Source organism: Bacillus sp. JZ105, from assembly GCF_053903125.1.
This window is the reverse complement of the sequence record NZ_CP096387.1, coordinates 1,200,347-1,220,526: the sequence shown is the minus strand read 5'-3', so window position 1 is coordinate 1,220,526 and position 20,180 is coordinate 1,200,347. Positions and strand designations below refer to the sequence as shown.

General features: G+C 37.1%; 26 protein-coding genes and 1 pseudogene. 5 read left to right on the top strand and 22 right to left on the bottom strand.

What is annotated here, in order from left to right:
- Nucleotides 1-106: 106 nt before the first annotated feature.
- Nucleotides 107-424: a hypothetical protein gene (locus tag M1D81_RS06140; protein ID WP_025093598.1), complete on the bottom strand. Its 318-nt coding sequence runs from the start codon at nt 422-424 to the stop codon at nt 107-109.
- A gap of 500 nt (nt 425-924) precedes the next feature.
- Here M1D81_RS06140 and M1D81_RS06135 point away from each other — a divergent pair, with 500 nt between their 5' ends.
- Together M1D81_RS06135 and M1D81_RS06130 are read left to right on the top strand one after the other, a co-directional pair.
- The gene (locus tag M1D81_RS06135) at nt 925-1,371 is read left to right on the top strand and encodes a MarR family winged helix-turn-helix transcriptional regulator (protein ID WP_285707907.1); all 447 of its coding nucleotides are present in this window, start codon (nt 925-927) and stop codon (nt 1,369-1,371) included.
- 32 nt (nt 1,372-1,403) lie between these two features.
- Nucleotides 1,404-2,344, top strand: a pseudogene (locus M1D81_RS06130) (acetyl-CoA carboxylase carboxyltransferase subunit alpha).
- A gap of 632 nt (nt 2,345-2,976) precedes the next feature.
- On the opposite strand, the gene M1D81_RS06125 reads toward M1D81_RS06130, so the two are convergent.
- The 14 genes from M1D81_RS06125 to M1D81_RS06060 form a co-directional block, all read right to left on the bottom strand.
- Nucleotides 2,977-3,201, bottom strand: a complete 225-nt coding sequence (locus M1D81_RS06125; protein ID WP_456265300.1) for a hypothetical protein — start codon at nt 3,199-3,201, stop codon at nt 2,977-2,979.
- Between the two features lie 18 nt (nt 3,202-3,219).
- Nucleotides 3,220-3,759: a superinfection exclusion B family protein gene (locus tag M1D81_RS06120; protein WP_456265301.1), complete on the bottom strand. Its 540-nt coding sequence runs from the start codon at nt 3,757-3,759 to the stop codon at nt 3,220-3,222.
- Nucleotides 3,760-3,829: 70 nt separating this feature from the next.
- A complete protein-coding gene (locus M1D81_RS06115) occupies nt 3,830-4,372 on the bottom strand; it encodes a hypothetical protein (RefSeq protein WP_456265302.1) in 543 nt (180 codons plus the stop codon).
- An 831-nt stretch (nt 4,373-5,203) separates the two neighbouring features.
- Entirely contained in the window at nt 5,204-5,536 is a 333-nt protein-coding gene (locus M1D81_RS06110; protein WP_456265303.1) for a hypothetical protein, read from the bottom strand.
- 15 nt (nt 5,537-5,551) lie between these two features.
- On the bottom strand, nt 5,552-6,058 hold the full coding sequence (locus M1D81_RS06105; RefSeq protein WP_456265304.1) for a hypothetical protein: 507 nt from the start codon (nt 6,056-6,058) through the stop codon (nt 5,552-5,554).
- Nucleotides 6,059-6,683: 625 nt separating this feature from the next.
- The gene (locus M1D81_RS06100; RefSeq protein ID WP_456265306.1) at nt 6,684-7,658 is read right to left on the bottom strand and encodes a hypothetical protein; all 975 of its coding nucleotides are present in this window, start codon (nt 7,656-7,658) and stop codon (nt 6,684-6,686) included.
- 58 nt (nt 7,659-7,716) lie between these two features.
- Nucleotides 7,717-8,115 (bottom strand): hypothetical protein, encoded by a 399-nt coding sequence (locus tag M1D81_RS06095; protein WP_456265307.1) that lies wholly within the window; start codon nt 8,113-8,115, stop codon nt 7,717-7,719.
- A 77-nt stretch (nt 8,116-8,192) separates the two neighbouring features.
- Nucleotides 8,193-8,342, bottom strand: a complete 150-nt coding sequence (locus tag M1D81_RS06090) for a hypothetical protein (RefSeq protein ID WP_456265308.1) — start codon at nt 8,340-8,342, stop codon at nt 8,193-8,195.
- A gap of 96 nt (nt 8,343-8,438) precedes the next feature.
- Complete coding sequence (locus M1D81_RS06085) at nt 8,439-8,564, bottom strand: lysogeny pheromone AimP family peptide (RefSeq protein WP_456265310.1); 126 nt, start codon at nt 8,562-8,564, stop codon at nt 8,439-8,441.
- A gap of 76 nt (nt 8,565-8,640) precedes the next feature.
- Complete coding sequence (locus M1D81_RS06080; RefSeq protein ID WP_456270900.1) at nt 8,641-9,285, bottom strand: AimR family lysis-lysogeny pheromone receptor; 645 nt, start codon at nt 9,283-9,285, stop codon at nt 8,641-8,643.
- Nucleotides 9,281-9,484 (bottom strand): hypothetical protein, encoded by a 204-nt coding sequence (locus M1D81_RS06075; RefSeq protein ID WP_456267152.1) that lies wholly within the window; start codon nt 9,482-9,484, stop codon nt 9,281-9,283. Before M1D81_RS06075 ends, M1D81_RS06080 begins: the two co-directional genes overlap by 5 nt.
- A 100-nt stretch (nt 9,485-9,584) precedes the next feature.
- Nucleotides 9,585-9,803, bottom strand: a complete 219-nt coding sequence (locus M1D81_RS06070) for a hypothetical protein (RefSeq protein WP_456265312.1) — start codon at nt 9,801-9,803, stop codon at nt 9,585-9,587.
- 46 nt (nt 9,804-9,849) lie between these two features.
- Nucleotides 9,850-10,593: a phage antirepressor KilAC domain-containing protein gene (locus M1D81_RS06065; RefSeq protein ID WP_456265313.1), complete on the bottom strand. Its 744-nt coding sequence runs from the start codon at nt 10,591-10,593 to the stop codon at nt 9,850-9,852.
- Between the two features lie 263 nt (nt 10,594-10,856).
- Nucleotides 10,857-11,039 (bottom strand): helix-turn-helix domain-containing protein, encoded by a 183-nt coding sequence (locus M1D81_RS06060; RefSeq protein WP_456265314.1) that lies wholly within the window; start codon nt 11,037-11,039, stop codon nt 10,857-10,859.
- 206 nt (nt 11,040-11,245) lie between these two features.
- Here M1D81_RS06060 and M1D81_RS06055 point away from each other — a divergent pair, with 206 nt between their 5' ends.
- The 3 genes from M1D81_RS06055 (at nt 11,246) to M1D81_RS06045 (ending at nt 13,068) form a co-directional block, all read left to right on the top strand.
- Nucleotides 11,246-11,902, top strand: coding sequence for a helix-turn-helix domain-containing protein (locus tag M1D81_RS06055; RefSeq protein WP_456265315.1), 657 nt, complete (start codon nt 11,246-11,248; stop codon nt 11,900-11,902).
- A 49-nt stretch (nt 11,903-11,951) separates the two neighbouring features.
- Entirely contained in the window at nt 11,952-12,215 is a 264-nt protein-coding gene (locus tag M1D81_RS06050; RefSeq protein WP_456265316.1) for an Arm DNA-binding domain-containing protein, read from the top strand.
- Nucleotides 12,216-12,432: 217 nt separating this feature from the next.
- Nucleotides 12,433-13,068 carry a tyrosine-type recombinase/integrase gene (locus tag M1D81_RS06045; protein ID WP_456270893.1) on the top strand — a complete coding sequence of 212 codons (636 nt, stop codon included), beginning with the start codon at nt 12,433-12,435 and terminating at the stop codon, nt 13,066-13,068.
- Between the two features lie 710 nt (nt 13,069-13,778).
- Here M1D81_RS06045 and M1D81_RS06040 read toward each other — a convergent pair.
- From M1D81_RS06040 to M1D81_RS06010, 7 genes are all read right to left on the bottom strand, one after another.
- The gene (locus M1D81_RS06040) at nt 13,779-16,568 is read right to left on the bottom strand and encodes a phage tail tape measure protein (protein WP_456265318.1); all 2,790 of its coding nucleotides are present in this window, start codon (nt 16,566-16,568) and stop codon (nt 13,779-13,781) included.
- Entirely contained in the window at nt 16,565-16,792 is a 228-nt protein-coding gene (locus tag M1D81_RS06035) for a hypothetical protein (protein WP_456265319.1), read from the bottom strand. Before M1D81_RS06035 ends, M1D81_RS06040 begins: the two co-directional genes overlap by 4 nt.
- 60 nt (nt 16,793-16,852) lie before the next feature.
- A complete protein-coding gene (locus tag M1D81_RS06030) occupies nt 16,853-17,563 on the bottom strand; it encodes a hypothetical protein (RefSeq protein WP_456265320.1) in 711 nt (236 codons plus the stop codon).
- A gap of 24 nt (nt 17,564-17,587) precedes the next feature.
- Nucleotides 17,588-17,917: a hypothetical protein gene (locus M1D81_RS06025; protein WP_456265321.1), complete on the bottom strand. Its 330-nt coding sequence runs from the start codon at nt 17,915-17,917 to the stop codon at nt 17,588-17,590.
- A 253-nt stretch (nt 17,918-18,170) separates the two neighbouring features.
- Nucleotides 18,171-18,449 carry a helix-turn-helix domain-containing protein gene (locus tag M1D81_RS06020; RefSeq protein ID WP_456265322.1) on the bottom strand — a complete coding sequence of 93 codons (279 nt, stop codon included), beginning with the start codon at nt 18,447-18,449 and terminating at the stop codon, nt 18,171-18,173.
- 99 nt (nt 18,450-18,548) lie between these two features.
- The gene (locus M1D81_RS06015) at nt 18,549-19,481 is read right to left on the bottom strand and encodes a hypothetical protein (RefSeq protein ID WP_456265323.1); all 933 of its coding nucleotides are present in this window, start codon (nt 19,479-19,481) and stop codon (nt 18,549-18,551) included.
- On the bottom strand, nt 19,471-19,695 hold the full coding sequence (locus tag M1D81_RS06010; protein ID WP_456265324.1) for a helix-turn-helix transcriptional regulator: 225 nt from the start codon (nt 19,693-19,695) through the stop codon (nt 19,471-19,473). Before M1D81_RS06010 ends, M1D81_RS06015 begins: the two co-directional genes overlap by 11 nt.
- Between the last annotated feature and the right edge of the window lie 485 nt (nt 19,696-20,180).

Genomic DNA, 20,180 nt, shown 5'->3' with positions numbered 1-20,180 from the left:
GATAACAATAACATTATATTTAGAAGTATCAACTACTTCACCTACTGATTTATCTGAGAGAATATCATAATTGTTTTATATTTCTTTCTAATATAATAAGGCTATTTTAAAGTAACTCCACTCCAACTTGTTTATAAAATTTAACTTTTAGCTTCTCTTCTTCGCCCACGTTCATTACCATAGCATTGTCATCTTTTTTTATACTTGTTACATTATTAAAATCACCTGTAAATACTATAGAATCATTAAATGTAATACTTAGACTACTCGTTTGCTTATATACATCTAAAGTTAAAATCACCTTGAAATTTTGGTCATCTTTGTAAGTATAGATTAATTCTCCATCATCTATATTGCCTGTTATACTCACCGGCTCACTTTGAAAAAGTTCTAATAGATCATATTCATCATACTTGATAAACATTCGTATTCATCCTTTTATTAATTATTTCGGTATAACTGTGATAACATCGCCAGCTTCATTTATAATTATTTTGACATCGAGTGTTTCATGAACAAACGTACCGCTTCTATTACCAGGTATATTTTTCGTATTCATTATGCTTCAGCTTCAGCATAAGCGAAACGCTGTTTCCTACGGGCAACTGCTCCTCATTTATATTAATATCATAAACCCCTTCTAAGAATTTAATGTTCCCCCCAAAAAATTATGAGTTTTTTGTTACAAGTTATCACAAAATTTCGTTTTTGGGGTAGTTTTATTATCTTAGCTTGATTGCGATGAGCCGTAGCCCATAAAGGCACCTGATACATAATTGATGTTCTATCATTTGTAGAAATCAATCCACTTATACCATTTTAACAAGAAGAAATATCTCAACCTTGTTGTCATATTGGCTTACGCTAAGCTTGTGAAAAAATCATATTCATGTATAATACATGAATTGTAGGAGGGTGATCTTTTTGAAAAGAGAAGATGCCTTAAAACTAAGATCAGATATTAAGAAAATGATTATAATAACAGGGGTTTTTGAATCTCAAAATTTGCCCAATGGACCATTTGAAAAACCTCTACCAACTTCTCAAATGATGGCGTTAGAGGAACTAGAGGTGGAAAAATTAACTGTTTGGCAACTTTCCAATAAACTTAGATTAGAGACTTCAACTGTGAGTAGATTGGTAGATAAGTTAGTAAAAAAGGGGCTTGTTTATCGTGAAGTAAATGAAAAAAACAGAAGAGAACTTTTTCTGCACCTCACAGAAAAAGGTCACATTACTGTTAATCGCTTAAGAGAACAATCCCTTACATTTTATCAACGTATCCTCAATAATTTATCAGAATCCGAACAAAAAATAGTTGTGGATGGTTTTGAATTATTTATTGATTCTATTGCTAAGTCTTTTGATTAGAGTGAGGTAAATCATAACCTTTGGAGGATAAAATGAGTTTGGATTTTGAACGTCCTATTCTTGAACTAAAAGAGAAATTTGATGAATTAAAGAAAATGATGAAAGAAAATAATGTAGATGTATCGTCAGAAATTATTAGAAAAACGTTTAAATAAAATGCAAGATGAAATTTATTCTAATCTTACAGCTTTTCAACGAGTTCAAATTGCAAGGCTACGTAACCGGCCCACGACATTGGATTATATACCTTTATTGTTTACAAACTTTTTCGAACTTCATGGTGATCGATTATATGGTGATGATCAAGCAATGATAGGTGGTATTGCAAAATTTAAAGGAATGCCCGTTACGGTTATAGGTCATCAAAGAGGTAGAAGTACAAAGGAAAATATAGAAAGAAATTTTGGAATGGCACATCCAGAAGGTTATAGAAAAGCGCTAAGGCTTATGAAACAAGCTGATAAATTTAATCGCCCTATTATTACATTTATTTGATACAATAGGCGCCTATCCAGGAAAAGGGTCTGAAGAACGTGGAATTTCTGAAGCGATAGCTCGAAATCTATTTGAAATGGCTACTCTTAAAGTGCCAATTGTTTGTATTGTAATTGGAGAGGCATCAAGTGGTGGAGCTCTTGGCATTAGTGTCGGTAACCATATCCATATGTTAGAGTATTCATGGTACTCGGTCATTTCGCCAGAAGGAGCAGCATCTATCCTATGGAAGGACGCTAAGTATGCTCCAGAAGCTGCTAAACATATGAAAATTTCAGCAAAAGATTTAAAACAGTTAGGAATGATTGATGAAATCATTCCTGAAATGAAAGGTGGAGCACAAAATGATATAAAATCACAGGCAAAAATGATTGAATCTGTGATCGAATCATCTCTAAAAAAATTGATACCATTATCCTCAGAAGAGCTTATACAACAGCGATATGAAAAGTATAGACAAATAGAGAATTATAAATGAACATTTAAAGTCCATATTACATTCGGAGGATTCTCCCAAAGAATTCTAAATATTTTGTAAGTAACCTCTTAAACTGGATATGCTGATACTATTTACAATGGATGAATTAAAGCAGTACCATATCATGTGGAGCAAAGAAAAACTATTAGTTGGTGACTTATGGGAAGGAGATCATCACCAATATTTATTTCATAATCGCTTTGATGAGCCATATTATTGCACAACCCCTTCTTCCAAATGGTCAAAATTAAACACAAATTAAAAAACATTCGACTATATGATTTAAGACATACAATGGGTCGCTCTGCTTATAGAGGCAGGTGAGAGCATTAATGCTATTCAAAAAAGAGCCGGACAGTTCGTCCCCAATCAAAAGAAACAGCACAAATATTCGTTGCCAAAAAAACAAAAAACCCTTGCTACGCAGGGGTTTAAACGATGATTCCGACTGGGCCCGAACCAGCGACCTCTAACCTGTCAAGGTAGATATATGAAATCCTGTGATTATCAACGATACCCTCAATTCGCTTATAAACCTTGATACATAAGCTTTCTTTACCCTTCTGTATCCTCTTGTGTTCTTTCGTATTTTTTAAAAACCGAAAAAAATGTTACCTTTTTATACAAATGTTTTAAGCTCTATCACCATTAATATATTTCACTAACATAGCTGCTACGTACATAAAGAAAACAGCAATTAAACCATTCACCATACTCCCAAAAACGACAATTAGAATCTGACCTGCATAATCTGTCCATGTCTTATCTGGAAATACAGCAATATTCCATATACTCACCAGCATATAGAATCCAGTCACAACGATAAACGTCCAAATAACTAACTTTGATTTGAGCATTTACTGACAATCCCCTTTCTAGAAAACACGCTCTATTGGGTCAGATACAAGGTTTTGATTTTTTGTTAAATAGTCCCTAGCTACAGGATTTAAGTTATAAGGAAAAGTCATTCCACCACTGCTAATATTTGCACTTCTAAAAAGAATTCTTAAAAGTTCAAGTTCAGCAACAGTACCATCATTAATTTCTAACTGAATCGATCTTTCATTATCTAATACAAAAGTTCTCAATATTCGTTTTTCATAGTCATTTAAATTATTAAGTCTATTAATCATTTCTTTGTTGCGTATTTTGCTTTCTATTTTAAATTTCAAAATGGAGAATAACCAATAAATAAAATGAGATATTAAGAAGCAACTCGACGCTAAAAAAACAATACCTAAATACACTTTATATTCATCCATTGATTCTTTCAAACCGAGACTTATTCCTAGTTGACTATTACCTAAAAGCAAACTCACTCCAGAAAATAGCATAAATGCAATAAGATATTTTGGACTCATCTTAATTATGTCGTTAACCCATGATGCACTTTTTGTTTCTTTTTCGGTGTTCATATAATCATCCTCTGTTCACGAAAGTCAATATAATCATTATCATTTTTTCTTTATGTAGCTGGGTAATACTCTATATTCTTACCCCATTGGAAGGATCTATGATATTGATCATTGAATTTGCTCGCGCTTGTATCTCTTCATCATTCTTATAAGACTTCAACCATATATCAACTCCTGCAATTACCTCTAAGCAGAACTTATCAATTTGCAATTGCAATGTATTACCAATTTGATCCATATGAACAACTTGTCTATTAACCTCATCTGGCTTGAGAAAAGCATATTTGTTCGAAGCCTCTTGTATCCGTTCACTAGAAATATCAACAGTTCCAGAATGCAAAAATGAACATCTTAGGGCATACATATCATTCCCATTTAAAAACTCATGTTCCCTCTGTAAAGCGCCTATTTTATAAACATATTTAGGCTTAAGAAAATCATTAAAGAAACCAATATACCTTTTTGTTGATCCTAAGCTAGGATTTTGCAGCTTACCGCATATATCAGGTAAGGTTAAAGCTATTGCAAGTGCAGCATACCAATTTTCATGTTGAATAGCTTTCTTAACAGCACATGTGAAATTGTTTATTTTTTGCTCTAACACCGTAGTCATTTACAAATCCCCTTTTCTGATAGTAATTCCATAATATCACAATCTTTACCTTTCAAATAAGTAGAGACACTAGATTTTTTCTTTCTCTATTAGTCTTGACTTGTTGTTTGCTTTTTGGCTTTATAGGTTGAAAGCAATGGACACCGGCTGGACAAGTTGTCTGCCTGAATTTGCTTGTAAAAAAAGAAACAAACTCAGACAGGCGACTGATCATCTTGATAGTGTATCAAGCTTATGGTATCCGTATGTGTCACCCTATTTGCCGTTGGTTATTCCCCAAACAAGCCTACTGTGTCAAATGTCCCTAACAGGGTCAGAAAGCCCATATCTAGACTCTCCTACTTGTGGCTTGTCTTGCATCGTCAGAAACGATACACCCATTAGGGGTTTCGCCTTCGGAAATGACCTAAGATTTGAAACCGTTAGAAGGTTTTACAATAACACCGCTAAACAATACCAACGTGAAACACTGGGCAAGATTTGCGACGCCTTGGATTTACTTTACATTACAGAAGATGATTCTAAAGACTCTTAAGCAAAAGTATTGCTTTTATTTTTTTTAATTCGTTAAACAAAACAATTGCAATCATGTACACAACAAGCAGGCTTAAAGGGGTAATGTACATGAAAATCAATAAAATCTGTTCTGCGCTTTATAAATCAGGAAGATACTTGGCTGTTCAAAAGGGTACAGTACAGTAGGCAAGAGAATAGCTAGGAGAGTCGCAGGAAAGGCAAAAGAGAGACTATTGGGGAAATTGTTCAAATGACAACTTACATTTAGTGTAGGTGGTTTTTTGAACAAAAAAAGAGCCGCATAAGCAGCTCAGTTTACTTCAATATGTTTTTGGTTTCTGCTGTACCAACAATCATAATATTTTTATACGCTTGGAACAAAGCTTTAATTTCATCATTAGTCGGCTCTATCGTTCTAATTTCTTTAATTTTCTCTTTAGCTTCTTTAAGTGTGGGTGATGCTTTTTCCATCTTCAGTCTAGCAATATAGCTACTGAATTCGTCTATCTCATCATTTCTCCATCCTTGTCTAAGGTAGACAATATCAGTATTAATCTCATCTGGCGCAAGTTTATCGTATAGTTTAACGACTGCACTTGTTAATAAAGCTTGTTGTGCAATGATGTCATGAATATCATTTCCAGCCATTATTTATCTCTCCTTTTATGCGATCCATTTTAGTGCTTCAACTACCCAAATAGAAATACTCTCAGATGTTGTTTCGGAAAGTTTACCAGCTCTTAACGCTCTGTAAATTGCATCTTTAACAGATTTCCAAACAAGCTTATCCCATTTTAAAAGCTCCTTCAATCCTGGTTCAACATATTTATTCCATCTAATCTCTACAGAACGAGCTGTTCTCTTATTACTGAAAAATTCAATAGCTTTAAATAGTTTGTGCTTATTGTTTAGGGCTAATTTAATTGCTTCTTTTATTGCTTTTGTTTGGCCAGCCTTCGTTTGAATATCACCATCAATCTTCTGAGTTATTCCACGGAACTCAGGCATTGTAACTAGAAGCGTCAATTCAAGATCCTTTAAATCTTGCTTGTTCTCACCTGAATAATAATTAACACCAGATACTTCTTCTGCAAAAGTGTTAGCTGGGAATACGCTAACTAATAAAATAAATACTAATAATCTAATTAACCACCTTGAACCAAATTTCATTACTCATCCTCCTATGTAAACACTCCACTATAAAGTATATATGGTTATTTTTTACACAGTAAATAGGGAAAAGTCATTGTTTTTTTCAAGGGTACTAAGTAGTTAATTTCCATCATTTACATATAGCCACCCTCCTCCATTCTCCTTATTATTAATTTGATAAATTCAACTAAAAGGAGTTCTATAGTGGTCAAAACTAATAGAGGACGGGCTTCTATTATGTGTTAATTTTACACCTTGGTTATACGGATTTATCGTAAATTCCAGAGGTGGAACTCACTGACGGGTCTTTCAGAGATATCCAAGACACAGCTGCCAAATCATTCACTTTGATTTTATTTTGTCGGTCTTTTTGTTTTAAAGACAGTTTTATCTTCAAGACATTATCAAATCCATAACATGGGGGATGCTTTAGATAGATAATTTTCCACTGCGTTCCAAATTATCTATCGTGCAGCCAACCATCCCCCATACCCCCTTCAGACTGTATATGGGATTTTATTTTCCCTTCTAAAAAATAATCTCAATTATGCTGATTCGCTATATTTAGAATAATACTAGAAAAATTCGACCAACAAAGGTAAGTATAATTATTTGGATAAGGACGTTTACTGGTCGAATTTTATCAACTGAAAATTAGAGCTATTTCCTCATTGGTCTTCTCATCAAGCGTGCTAACGTCTATTTCTCTTAACTCTTCTGAAATAGATTCAGTATCATGTTTAATTAAAATATCTATCAATTTATTAATATCATCTATGTATTTTGACTGATTCCTATATACGTTTTGAGATGAATCAATATGACGTTTTTTTGCGTTTTGTAGTAATCTAGCACACGCTTTAATATTAATCTCTTGAATATACTTAATGCGAGTTGGCTCTTTCAAAAGCAATTCCAACATACTAATACATTCATCTTCTATGTGCTTACTGTTGAGAATAATTTCGTATACTTGGAAATAGGAACTGATGTTATTATATAAATATAACTCTTTATTAACTTTTGATTCGAAATCCCTCCACACCTTTTTCCCTTTTGCTCTAATTTGCGAAAGCTTAGTACACCCAAATTCTTGCAATATTTTCTTTTGACTAACCAGAATTGCTTCTGTTTCTTTCGCTGTTGCTACTCTAGAACTTTGACCATTTTCGTTCACTTTATAAACAGTTGTGAAATGTATCATGCTTCTATCCGAAAGGCAATCTAAAGCAGCTTTGATAGTTTTTTTGAAGCTGCCTTGACATGTATTATAAAAATCTTGTACTACTTCACTGTCAGAGCCAATTAATAAAGCAATTTCGCTTTTTTTATGCATAGCACTAAAATAATTTTTATTAACAAATCCAAGAGAACTAATTAATTTACTTTTTGTAATATGAAGAAGTTTATTTCTTCTATATTCCTGTGCTAGCATATCTAACAAAAGCGATTCAATTAATTGAATGTACACGGCATTTTTAGTGTTTTTTTCTTTCGGCAAAGGAATTGTATAACGTGATTTAATAACAATTGTATGCCCTCGCTTTTCATATTCACAGTATCGGGCTAACTCTTTTAATTGAGACTTTTTGCTATTCGTAGAATTTTTATAAACCAAACCCGTTTTTGCACAAAAATCTTTATGATTTTTAAAAATTGCTCCTGGTTCAAGAACTTCAATTTTTATAACAATCTCTCCCCTTATTCGATGATAGACTTTTTAGTTTTTTCAAATTTGAATCAAGATGCTTAAGCACATGTATTTGATCATTAAAAAAATTGATTTCCTTTGGTGAAATCGTTTTAAGAACTTTATATTGATATGAATCCAATTCAGCAGAGTCACCAATGTCATCTTTAATAATTACATGTTTGACGTTCTTAACTTTTATAACTTTATAAACACTATCAAATCTAAGGTTATTTAGGACTCGAAATCTATTGCTGAAACATTTATCCATATGTTTTTCTCTATTATCAACTGGAAGTATCCAATCACCCTCTAACGGCCATCTGTCTATAGCTCTAAAATATTGTTTTTCACCATTATCTTGAATAACTTCAACAATCTCCATTGAAGAGAACCTACTTTCTTTAAATTTGGTAATTACAGTATAACATTTCCATATCAATTAATGTCTCAATGTAATCATTATCTAAAATCCTTCGATGATGCACCTTCACCTTGATCAGATAACATACGAGGACACTTATCATATTGCCTATCAATGTATTTTGAAGCTTCCCTAATACGTTTCTTTTTGTCTGATTCAACAGATTTTTCATTGTCGTTTAGTTTCATTTGATTCTCCTTTTGTTTAAGATCAAATTAGCGCACGTGCGCTAATATATCAAAAAGGCAGGGATCCAACTCCCTACCCTTCCAATATGTATCGATTTATGCTCCACGCCCCATTCCGGCAGTATGATAATCAGCTGCAGTTTGAACCGATTGCTGTCCACCTACAAAAGATACGACCAGTGTTGCTGCAATAACAATTCCAAATAATACTTTTTTCTTCATATATTCACCTCCCTTCAAGTTATATTTCATTTAAATAGCTAATAACTCTAAAATTCTCTCCCCTTGGTGTTCTAATTCATGCAAAGTAACCCTTTTCATTGAATGCTAGAGCTTTGAGATAAAAATGATAACCTAGATACGAATCATGTTGATCCATTCCCTCTAGTTCTAAAAGTATTTGCTGTGCTCTAATCATTTCTCTTTTATTGATTAAGCTAAAAGCCTCTTCTTGGATATCTAATATGTTGTCTGCATTTTTAATGACCCAGTTATTATCTTTTCCCCAAACATTTTCTACAAAGCAAAGGCTGCTGATAATGTCATCATAAAAAATATCTCCCTTGTTGCTTCTTTCTAACCCCTTAAGTAAGTTTTCCTTCGCTATGTCATAATCTTCGAAGATATAGCTATTACCAATGTTCAAATATGCGTAAAGAACAAATCTCCTAATCTTTGTTTCTGCAAGAGCATAACCAGCATACATTCGGCATTTCTTTGTGTTGTTTCTATTGAGGGCGTTGTTAGCTAACAGAATTAACATACGACATCTATAAGAATCTCTGAAGTAGGTGTCTGCTTTAAGTGCATCCAAGTCTATCTCACCGATAATCTCATCCAAAAGATCAAAACGACCAAGATTTAAGTACGTGTAAAGAAGCATCAACCTGGAGAAGACTTTCATTTCCATTGAGATAATGTCTAACTTCACTGTCTTCTTAATTGCATTTTAACTCTCCATTTGTTAATTCTCTATGTATAGAATAGACTTGAGCACATTCTTTATTAATACAATTCGATGATTTCGACAGGAGCGATATAAGGGCATCTGTAAGCCTGTGATACTGATTCACGTCCGCATACTCTAATATATCTCTTGCCCAATTTGCATCAATGTCCAGCCTTTCAGATACCTTCTTGATCGTACTGGGCGCTTCCTTTTGCTAACTTTCTTCTATTAACTTTTTGATTGAATCAAAACCCTCAGAAACAACTGTTTTCATAGTAAACCCCCGAATTTATTTAATTAGAATAGTCTGGATCAAACATTTTTATTTCGGTGTCGATTTCTTGTTGAGCTAAAAAATTTAGTTCTGGTGTGTTTCTGTAATTTTTAAGAAATTGAACGTAAGCATCAGGATTCTTAAAAACAAACTCTGATCTCATAATAAGATTTGCCTGCTCCTGTCTGTCTCTCACACTCGATTGAACGGATTCTGGATGTTCAAGTAAAGCTGACATTCGTTAACCCCTTTTAATTGTATAAGGGGGAAGTCCCCCCCCTCTCTTATACAGCTTCTCTATTTGCTAATAGATCAGCAATGAAGTCTGCGCCTTTCGGTGTAACAAGTGTGATTGTTTTAATTCCGATATTGGTTTCCTGTGTTTTCACCTGAAAGAATCCTCGGTCTACATATTTCTGATAAGGAACGTTTTTGTTTGTCCCACTCATTAAAATATTGTTTTCTCTTAAATATTTGAAAAGGTTATTCTGCCCCATTCCTTTAATACAAAGTACTTTAGCTAGTTGTCCAATTTTCATTAACCCGTCTGCATCTAAGAATTGATTGTATTTCTCTACCTTAGGCTCTGCCAATGACAACTGCGCTTGTAATTCACGCTTCGCCTTTCTTTCAGTGAAGTAAGCAATTGCTCGTTCTTCCTCATCCAGTCCAAGATAAGTGTCAATTAATGAAGGTCTAGCTTTTAACGCCTTCTCCATTTCTTCAAATCTTGAAGCATATTGAGCTGTGAACAATACACCTTTTGTTCCAGTCATTTTGTTAGCAACCATCTCGCAGCCTTTACGAGTAAGGAAGAAACATTTATAAGGTTTTCCTGTTCCTGATTCATAAGAACTTTCAATGAAGAATTGGTCAGCCCCCAAATTTGGGTTTTGACTTAAAATATTGATATACCTATTAATATCCCTCACTAGATGATCATGTCTCTTTCCAGTCATCTCAGCCACTTCTCTGCTATCTACCAAAAGCTGTCCATTCTGTTCAATTACCGTTAATTTATTTTCCAATAAAATTCCTCCAATTTGTTTAGATTTTTTGCTTCCAACTATATTGTCCGCAAAAGTAAACGTTTTGTTATAGTTGGCTTTCGTAAGACACTCGTAAGACAGTTATGTAAAAAAGTTTATTTAATTTTCAAGGATCGTATGTGGCTTTATTGTTCTAAGTCGAGTTGGAGTAGTGCCAGTCTATTTTTCTATTAGATATGTAGAAACTGTTCATTTGGATCACTCCGATTATGTTATAGGTTGTTGCTTATGTATGTATTTGTTTATTCTGATGCTCCGTTAAACCAGTTAAAAAATGCTTTTGCTGGAATAGGGTATACTGTGCCAATCTTATGTGCTGGGAAAAATCCTTTTTTAACAAGATCGTATGCCTGTCTCTTACCAATGCCCATAAAATTCTGGATGTCTTTCACTTCAAGTACCGGTTTCTCAAGAATTGCCGTCAATAAATTCCCTCCTTTTCTTTTTGAACTCCCCTCGTATCCTCTGGGTGTAATCTTATAGTAACATGATAAATATGATAACAAAACATATTTATCATAAATATAATAACAATAATATCATTATCATCAAAGTGATGAAAACATGATAATTTTCGTATAATTAATAAGTTATTGTTTTTATGATATACTCAAAAACAGAGGTGTTAAAAATGACAACGATTGAATCTTTATTAAGAAACTCTCCATATTTCAGAGTATTTTTTAAATCATATCGAAAGGAAATGGGAGTCAACGCTAGAGATCTATCCAGAGAATTAGGTAAGGGAGATGCTTATATAAGCCAAATAGAAAGTGGTCGAATTAAGAACGTTGATGAGAGCACTGCAAGGTGGCTGTTAAACAAAATTGGGACAACCCAAGAAGAGGTTGATAAGATTGTATACTTTTATTTCTACAGAGAACCCAGTCATTATAATAATGAAACATTGCATCATCGCAGAGAATCCTTTAGCGAAGAACTAAATACCGATCCAGCATCCAATGATCTATATAAAAGCTTGTTTGAATTGGTGGATAGTATGAGGCCACAAGCCACTGACGAAGATTTGAAAAGAGGAGCTGAAATTTTAGGAAGAGTAAATTCTATAAACTCAACCATAAAGATATTGATAGCTGCTGATTTAGAGGCAGCTGACGATTTGGTTTCAAAACTTTCCGAATTGACAGCTGAAGTAAGTTTCCCTATATTCAACAAAAAATCTGAAGAACATCAAAAAATAGCAGGGGTACTATTAGATGCAAAAAACGTAATAGAAAGCGCAGCTCTTAAAATACAAGAGAAAGAGGAGCCTGAAAAGAGCAAGTAATATTTATGTAAGCAAAAGAATGAGGATACGAATACAAAAGGAAGATAATATGGCTTCTATTCATTCATATGAAAAGCAAGGAAAAGAGCATTATTATGTCATGTACGACATTTATGTGAATGGCAAACACAAACAGAAGAAGAAAAAAGGCTTCAAAAAAAAGAAAGAGGCAAAAGAATTTAAATCTAAAGTAGAGAATGAAATTAACGAAGGAACTTACATTGATCCAGCAAAGATCCCTTTTTCTGAGCTTGCTGAAAAGTGGTTCAATAAGAAAAAAATAGGCTTATCAAAACAGACTATTAAGAACTAAAGAATTAACTTGATAAATACGTGTTTCCTTTTTTTGGTGATGTTGCAATATCAAAGATTACCACAGAGGATATTAACAATTTTATAGGTGACATGCTTACAAGAAAAACCAAAAAGGGGAAAATAGGCTATGCACCAGAAACAATAGATAAAGCTTTTGATGTTATTAGTGGATGTTTTAATTATACGATTGATCATGAATTAATTAAAAAGAACCCATGCGAAAAAGGCACACTCCCAAAAAAGGTGAGACAAGTGTTTGGACTGATGATGAGGCCAAGACTTTCCTGAATAGCGTTAAAAATAATAGGCTATACTGTTTGTTTTATATAGCTTTACACACTGGTATGAGACAAGGAGAGCTTTTAGGGCTGCGTTGGAAGGATATCGACTTTAAACACAAACGCTTATCAGTCAAACAAGAAATGTCGCATGATGCTAGAGAGATGTATCTTGGGGCTAAAGCCGAAGCGGGTAATAGAAGTATCGATTTAGGCAATAAAGCCCTTGAAGTATTAAAAGAACATAGAGCTAAACAAGAAGAAGAAAAAGTAAAGTACGCTGACATATACAAAGATCAGGATTTGGTATTCTGCACATTACATGGAACACCAATGAATCCATCTAACATAAGAAACAGAATAATGATCCCTGCAACTGGCATTACCAAAATAAGATTTCATGATCTGAGACACACATGTGCAACGATATTACTTTTGAATGTCACACCTGTTAAATCAGTTAGCGAGAGATTAGGGCATAGCAATATAAAAGTAACACTTCAAACTTATGCTCTTGTACTACCTTCAACAAGTCAACAAATAGCTGATCAAATTGATGGAATTTTAGATTGACCACACTGAAAATATAGTGTGGTTTTTATTATGGCAATGTTACCTTTTTGTTTTTAGAAATACAAAAGCCACTCTCGATTATCTCAAGAATGGCTCTGTATCAACGTCTTTTCATATGATTCCGACTGGGCTCGAACCAGCGACCTCTACCCTGTCAAGGTATACGATAAGTCTCCGGTAAGTCAGACGGTAAGTCAAACGCTTAATAATACGGTATAAATCATTCGCTCTCGTTCTGTTAACTCGTATTATACAGCGTAGCGCCTCTATACTGCAAGAAATATTTTCCTCCGTAGCTGATTTACATCAAAAAGGGCCCCGCCCATTTAAGGACGAGGCTGCGTATTGAGTTACGCGCTTGTCTTACGATCTATCATTAACTGAAGGATATACGAAATCGCGATAAGTACCGCCGAATTAAATATAGGCGAAGTTATGTCTCTAACGATTTCCATTAATCGGATCGGCTTCGCAGTCTCGCCCTCCATTACGAACTGAGTCGCATTATAATGCATTGTACTTTCTATATTCGTTAATATACCTACCGCCAGCAATACCCACGCAAGAACGAATAGGACTTTCGGAAACACCTTGATCATGGAATTATCCCCCTTATATGTATCAATTTATTATACGCTGTTTTTTATATCGGCATCAACGTAAATATGTAAACGGCCACGCAATATTAGTCGCAATGGCCGTCGATATCTTTAGTAGCTACTTCGATCTATTTCGTCCATTTGCCGTCTACTTACATGTGGTTCTACTAAACGACCGACAACTTCCGAATCCATAATCACGGTGCCGCTCCCTCTTGCTTTAAGCGTGTTATCCATCGACTGTAAAAGGCGTGTTACTTCGGAAGAAGCAAACGCGGTCCCATTGCCGATATTGGCCGTATGACCAGCGTCTAGCATCCGGAATAAGTTTGCCTGTTGTGCTTCCGTCAAGACCATTTCGTTTCGTAGCGCGCGAATATCAACTTCGTGACTCATTGGACGATCAATGAACTTCGATGCCACTCCGCCTGAATGTAGCTTGCCAGCCGGCTTACCGACGATGCCTCCGACGTGGTAAGTACCTTCGTTGCCTCGCCCACGGCTGACGGCTCGTTCCGTTTTACGTGTGACGTCGTTAGTAAATACCGTGATATATTTACTTAGGTCTTTGCCGAGTTCGTTGTTCATTATCTTCGCTTGTCCGGTAATATCGATTACTTTGTTCTTCGTCTGCTCTAACTGCGTTAGTTCTTTTTCGATGGCTGCGAGTGATTCTCGGTACTCGGCCGTCTTCTTGTCCGCTTCAGTGGTGTTATTTACGAGGTTAGCCCGTGCATCTTTCAATTTCATAATTTCCCGATCGATTACCGCGACACCTTGACCCTTCTTCGCAGTAAGACCTACTTGCCGAAGTTCCATTTCAATCAGTTTTTGATTTACTTGACCAAGTTTGCCTATTTCCTTTTGTGTTTCCGCAAGGCTGGCACGTTTCTTTTGCAGTATCTCTGTGCTCTTTATAAGCTCGTTCCGCTTACTTTCGAGTGCTCGTTTTTCATTTGCTAACGTTACCTCTTGCATTTGTACCTCTGCTTGATTTCCCGTCTTCTTGGCTTCCGCGATCCTCCTTTCGATATTCTCTACTGTTGCTAATTGGTTTGCGACCGCCTGCTCTTTTTCTGCTCGTTTGCTCGTTTCAGCGGTTATCTCCTTTTGTAATTGTGTTCTTTTCTGTAGTTGACCTTCCATATTCCGTTCCGCGGTCGTCTTTTGATTTTCGAGCTCCAAGCGTAGGTCTTCGTATTTCTCCTTACTTAAAGCCTTCATCGCTTCGGTGTTCTTCGCGATTGCATTACCTTGCGCCGAAAAAGCCGCTTCTGTTTCCGGTGACTTCTTAATGATCTGATCGTTCAATTCGAGGAACCGGTCGAACTCCTTATTAGTAAGCCCCGAATTTTTACGGAGGTCGTCTTGTTCTGCGTTTAGCTTTTTAATCGCAGCCGAATCCTTCTCGTTAGCCAGCGCATCCTTGTTATCTAAATAACGCAGTAGCTCATCGTTCGTAAGCTTCATTTTCGCCTGCAAGCCGTCGTACTCTTTGATCGTTTTGTTGATACCGTCGACTTCCTTTTGCTTCGCGTTTGCTGCTTCGAGACTCACGGTATTCATCGCTTTATAGCCCGCGCTGACGCCGACTAACAAGCCTCCAAGTACCGAAAGGCCCGTTATGATCCAACCTGCCGGACCCATTGCTGCGAATAGCCCACGCAATGCAAAGCCGAGTTTGACCGCTGATGCAGCCGTTAGTGCGATCGCTGCTGAAGTGCCCGCCATTGCAAGGCCTGTCGCTACAACTCCCGGATTAATCTGACTAAATAAGCCGACTAGCTTCGTCCCCTGATCGACGATTGATCGTATATGCGGCAAGAACTCGTTACCTAGTTTGATACCGACGCCTTCGAGCGCAGACTTAAATTCCTCGAATGACCCTTTAAGGTTATCCATCTGTGTCTTTGCCACGCGGTCTGCTGTTCCGCCTGATTTTTCTAACGACTTCGTGTATGAATTAAGTTTCTGTTCCCCGGTCGCTAATAAAGCCGCAAAACCGGATGCCGCTTCCGTTCCGACCAATGACGCAACTGCCGCTGTTTTTTGCGCCTTACCTAAATGACCGAGCTTATCGTTAAGATGCCCGATGATCTCCGGCAATGGCTTCATTTTTCCGTCAGCTTGTTCTACTTCGATCCCATATGCATGCATCGCTTTGGCTGCGCGTCCTACCGGATTGGCAAGACGTAGCAATCCCGCACGTAATGCCGTACCAGCCATCGAACCTTGAATACCGGCATCAGACATTTTCGCAACGGCTGCCGCTGTTTCCTCGAACGTGAATCCGAGCGACGTCGCAACTGGTGCTACGAATTTCATAGCGTCACCTAGCTGTAAGAGATCCGTGTTTGCACTCGTCATCGTCTTAACTAATACGTCAACCGCGTACGTTGAATCTTCCGACGCGATTCCGAAGCCTGTCATGATATTCGATACGATGTCGGCCGATGTCCCCATGTCGACCGAAGCCGCTGCCGCCATGTTTAATACGGCTGGTAGCGAGCCAATCTGATCTTTTACGCTGAAGCCTGCCATCGCTAAGTACTGGAGGCCTTGCGCCGCTTCAGTCGCCGTATATTTCGTTGTTTCACCAAGCTTTAACGCGACATTCTGAAGGTCCTGGAAATCCTGTCCGGTAGCGCCCGAAATCGACTTAACTTTCGACATAGCTTCCTCGAAGTCTGCCGCGGTTTTAACCGATACGCCAATGCCCGCGACTACTGCGCCGCCTACCGCTAGGGCTGCTTTTTGTACGAGGCCCATCTGTTTACTAAGCGAATTGGCCGAGTTGCCCATCTGACGCATTTGGTTCTCCGCCTGCGAGACGCCCGCGCTAAATTGCGCTGAATCAAGTTCGAGACGTGCGACGATTTCGCCTACAGAAACCGCACTCATGATTCATCGCCTCTAGCTTTAGCTGCCCCTTCGAATAGTATTTCGAGGCCCTTTTGATCGAACTTCGCTAACTCGTCCAGAGCGTCATTTATTGCGATAGCCTGCTCCCCATTGAGTTCGAAATTTCCTTTAATCGCTTCATTCATAGCCCATAAAAAAACACCGACCGCTCTGCCGGTTGCTTCGGCTTCTTGGTCAGTGACAATTAGTTTTGATTCACTCATTTAATTCGCACCCTCTCTTTATAGAAATAAAAAAGGACGCCTAAAAGGCGCCCGCGAAGTCTATTCAGTATGTTTAGCCAAGTATTCATCTGGACTATTTACGAAGTCAGCAGCATGATGACCAATTATGTTCGAAAGTGTACTATGATGCATTCCGCCTTTTAATAAAAGATCACTCTGTCTTGCTGACTCTACACTTTCCTTAATCTCCAAGGCGCTCTTTTGTTCTTCTGTCATTGCTTTAGAATTAATATTTTTGAGAATGTGGTGTAGTTGTTCCTTGCCTACTCCTAAACCCACTAAAGAATTAGCCAGTGACGAAAATTCGTTTCTGATTTCCCTCGCAAAGCTGGGATGATCAACCGCTTCCACAAATTCTTTAAAATTCCTTAAAGCTACTGTTTGGTTTGGTGATAAACCTATTTCTGCTTTGATCTGTTCAAATTTATGCTTAAACATTAGACTATCATGTTCGCTAGGTTGTTCAATTGTCCCAACGATGATAGATTCGGCATCTCTCACGATTCTATCTTGCACTTCCTTTATGCTAGCTTTCACTTGGCTGAATTCTTTCATAAGTTCTCGCGCGAGAAGATTTTGTGTTTCTTCTATTTTTGCTCCTCTGCCAGCTTCGCTTAGAAAAGGATCTTCATAAATGCGTCGTCTTTCTTCCTGAAACATGCCCGCTGCTTGGTTACTAAGAGTTTTCGGTTTGTTCATCAATGCTTGCAGTTCTTCAAGATCCTTAGTCATTTTATCTAATTTTGCCATATGTTTTTCCTCCTATTGTTACCGCTATTCTGCGGTTGTTAATTTTTCGATCATATCTTCAGCGTTCTTCATTTCCGGCAAGACGTACACTTCATTAGCTCCTAAAAGATGGGCGCTAGACACCGCGTTTTTAAGCAACGCAAGAAGATCGCGTTCACAATTACTGGAACTAACGTAAATTTCGCCGTTTTTATTTGTAACTGCGAAGGCACCGTGGGCAGTGTCTAGGTTAATATGCGCAGCACCGTCTTTAAAAAGATCGGTTAGTCTGCCGTTTGCAGTTTCGCGAACATAATAAGACTCTGCGGCGCCATAATCGCCGTAAAATTCGTTTACTTTTGAAACGCAGTACATCCGATCACCCCTTCGCATATATCAATTCTCCGCTTACATCTGCATAACGACATGTCATGACAGCGCGGGAAATCCGCATGTCTTTCGATCCTTCTGTTTCTCGAAGCATAATTTCTCCGGTCTCGGAATCTACGAGTAATACCTCGTCACTTTTAACGAAAACTATTACGATGATCGCCTCCTATAAAAATCAAACGAAATTAGCAATTTGAGTACCCTTGAATCCTATTGATTGCCGCTATTGTTTAGATGGCTAATTTTGCGTAGTTTTTATGGCTAAATCGTCGGTTTTGATTTCCGCAACGTCTTCTTTTCTTTCGGTTCTGTCATAAAACTCCAGTAAAGACTTTATAGTCGTTTCTGTCAGTTTTAAATCGTTTAAAATACATTCCGAAAAACCTTCGCTTAACTCTTGTTCACCCGACTCGATTCTCGAAACTGTGGCCAGTGATGTGCGGGTAATTTTCGCGACGTCCTCCTGTGTTAAACGATAGAGCTTGCGGATTTTAAAGAGTGATCTTCTATCAAGCATATTTGTCTCCTCCGTTATTGAAAAATTTTTTACATTAATAATAAGCACGACAAATAGACATCTTTGCACTTTGACGATGCTTGGATGCCTGTCATATATTTAATTGAATAAGGCTTTAATCGCGGCCAGTGAATCCCCTTTCCCCGCATATATAACACGCGGATTAACAACGGTTTTTCGTTTCCTTCTGTCTCCGCTAATTTCAAAGAACCCAAAAACTGGTTTACTTTCATATTTAATTTTGTTCAAAGTAGCTTTAAATTGACCTTGATCTTTGTATCCAAGAAGCGCAGCTAACTTATCTAATGGAATAGGTTTTACTAAGTCCTCATTTGATTCGCTTGGATTGAATGAAACGATATTGAATTTGAAGTTTACAAATGGCAAAACTGCATATATGATCGCTAGTTGTTTTACTGAGCGCCCGCTGTACGCCTTGCAAAGATTTCTTACTGTAGCACGGAACATTCTTGTATGTTGCATTTCTTTCGTAAGTTGCCTGACGTCGGAATGCGCCCCGCGATAGAAAACACAAGGGTTCATATAAATAACGTCATTTTCTTCACGAATAATGCGCTCTTCCTCTAACTTTTTATAGAAGTCTCTGAATTTACCGGCGCTCATTCCTACTAGATTATTTAATCCGCTTTTATTAATCGGCTTACCATTATCATATTTTAGCTGACCGTCTCCCCATCCGGTGTATGTACCGATTAGCATTAAGCGTGCTAGGTCGGATTTGTTGAGCTTCGGGAAACTTTCTTCCATAGTAACTGCGTCTTTGTAAAAAGCGGTAACAAAACCACCGTTTTCAGATTCATGCGCAGTCAGATCGTCTTTGATTTTTAGGTTACGAACCTGATTACCGGACGTTTTCGTAACTACTTCTACTAGGTGAGAGACGTCCTTGCCGTGTTTATTGAAGATTTGGCCGTCTTTTATCGTGGCTTCTTCTTTAATGCCGAAAATATCCTTTTTGACGCCGGCCGGTAGGCTCATCCATTGGCGCTGCTCTGCAACTCTATTCGTCAAATACGATCGCCTCCCTTAATTTTCGTAGTTCTTGAAGTTTCTTTTCGTCTAAATTAAACGCAACCTTGAATCGATTCGCCATTCGTTCGGTGAACCTTCTTTCTTGGCGCTCAATTAAGGCGATCATCTGAGTAGAACAACCTAGTTTGTCGGCTAGTTCAGCCTGAGTCATCTTTCTTGTGACTCTGAATGTACGTAACAATTCCGGTGACATTGCATCGCCCTCCCCTATTTCTTTTTGTTATTATTTATAAACTTCTATGCAAATAAAAAAAGAACCCATTTTCGGGTTATCCTTCCTATAACGTAGTACAGCATATTCAATCGTCATACAAGCATCTTCATTATATAGGACACATATTCGTATGTTTCACAAGTATATCTACGCAATGTAGGCGTTTATTTATCTATCATGAATTCGTTGATTAGAATTACTTGGTTTTTCGGGTCGTTTTTCCAGCTAATACTTGGTTTTTCGGGTCGCCTCCAAAAGTGGAGGATCACTTAGAGCTGCGCGGTTTTACGGCATTTTATAAAGTGCTGGTATATCTTGGTCAGAAGTCTAAATTTACATTACCGACGCAACAAGTAACACTAACATAAACCAGAGCAATTCGTTCGCTTACGCTTACTCTCGCAAATATCCCTTATCGCGATAGATGTATCTTTTAAATTAGGTATTTGCGCGAAGGGTTTTAA